Annotated in this window: 2 protein-coding genes; both read left to right on the top strand. The window is 35.6% G+C overall.

Annotation, left to right across the window (positions count from 1 at the left end; all coding sequences use genetic code 11):
* The first annotated feature begins 440 nt into the window (after positions 1–440).
* On the top strand, positions 441–590 hold the full coding sequence (locus ACZ3IJ_RS36190) for a toxin-antitoxin system HicB family antitoxin (RefSeq protein WP_350502499.1): 150 nt from the start codon (positions 441–443) through the stop codon (positions 588–590).
* Positions 591–1113: 523 nt separating this feature from the next.
* The coding region (locus ACZ3IJ_RS36185) for a rolling circle replication-associated protein (protein ID WP_398113085.1) at positions 1114–1796 on the top strand (683 nt) is incomplete at its 3' end.

Here is a 1796-nt window from a genome sequence, read left to right as displayed (position 1 = left end):
TTAAAGAAGCCTGAAGAGTATATTTTGACGGAAAAAGAAAAAGAGACTCTGCTAAAGTCTCATGACGAATATATAACATATTCCAAAAACTATGAAAATGAATATCTAGGCAATATTCATAAGATACAAATTAACTTAAATCGCAAAAGTTAACAGCGCTATTTTAACACATAGAAAATAAAAATACTATGACTTTACCGTTTTCTAATAGCGGGTAAAGTGTTCAAACTTTGACAATGGGACTCCTATAATGGGGTCCTTATTTAATTTCCTTGAAAATATAAAATCCGCCCTTTTGCGTGTGGGTGGGGTGACTCCAGTTGGGGCCCCCGACACCGCAAGGCGGATTTATTTTATTTATAAAAGACCGAGAGAAATAACACTAACCATTATGGTATTGACATGATACCACTTTGATACTATAATGATACCATAAGGAGGTGAAGTTATTGGGAAAAGCGGTTTTTTCTCTAAGGCTTACTGAAGACCTACACGAATGGTTAAAAAAAGAAGCTGAAAAGAGAGGTATGTCGGTCAACGCTTTGATTTCATACATACTGAGCGAATATAAAGACGATAAAGAGTTTTAACGGAGTAGTTCTACGTAGTGAAAGCGTAGCGGTTCCTTTACTTGGAAAGGCGACTCTGATAACCTAGTTCGGTTTGCCACATTAAAGATTTCTAGAAGGTGGCGACGGTGGCAAGTAATCTGGGTCGCAAAGGTTCCGAGTCAAGGATTCATGGAGTAGATCTACGCAGTGGTGATGGTGAAGCGCAACTAAAAAAACAAGAAAAGAGGACGAGCACATGTTTAATATTTCTTATTACAAAACCGAAGACACAAAAGTAATGGTGGTTACATTACACGCACTAAAACAAACTATCATTTTGCAACCAGGATTCTTTTATAAAATTTCAGGAGTTGATAGAAAAGTAATAACCGGCTGCGGCGAATTTAGTGGTACAATTCTAGTAGATTTAGGATTTATATTTCCGTTTAAATCTGATAGAAAAATAGGTTAATATTTAATCGCTATTTCTGTTTCTTACTTAACTTGATTATAGCGATTAATAAGCAGAAAAATTTAGACAAGGAAGAGAGGTATTTTATAATTGAGGTATCGTCACAAACTAATAAAAAGTGGCGGTGTATGGGAATTATTGAGCTACGAGAAAGAGGTAGCAACAGGTAAAGATGCAGTTCGTGAAAATGCTGGTAGGAAAAAACAGTCTGATCATGATTGGATAAATGATGCTGAAACAAAGATGAAGAACAGGTCTGATGTGTTATATCGTGCAAGGAAGCAAGTGTTTAACCAAGCAAATGCCAATGCAAATGCGTGGAACGAGCAACCGAAATTTTTCACACTTACATATGCTGAAAACATGCAGGACATAAAACAATCTAACTATAACTTCAAAAAGTTTATCCAAAGGCTGAATTACACTTTAAAAATAAAACTAAAATACACTGCTGTAATTGAGTTTCAGAAACGAGGGGCTATACATTATCACCTATTGGTCTATAACCTTCCTTACACGCCTGTAGACGTTCTATCGGACATCTGGGGTCATGGGTTTGTTAAAATAAATAAAATAGACCACGTGGACAATGTAGGGGCTTATATAACGAAATATATGATAAAGGATAATATTGACGAAAGATTACTTGGAGAGAAGTCTTATTTTTCGAGTAGAGGGTTAAAGAAGCCTGAAGAGTATATTTTGACGGAAAAAGAAAAAGAGACTCTGCTAAAGTCTCATGACGAATATATAACATATTCCAAAAACTATGA

This window comes from Streptomyces sp. NPDC013317 (genome assembly GCF_055563155.1).
This window is presented reverse-complemented; position numbering and strand designations above follow the sequence as displayed.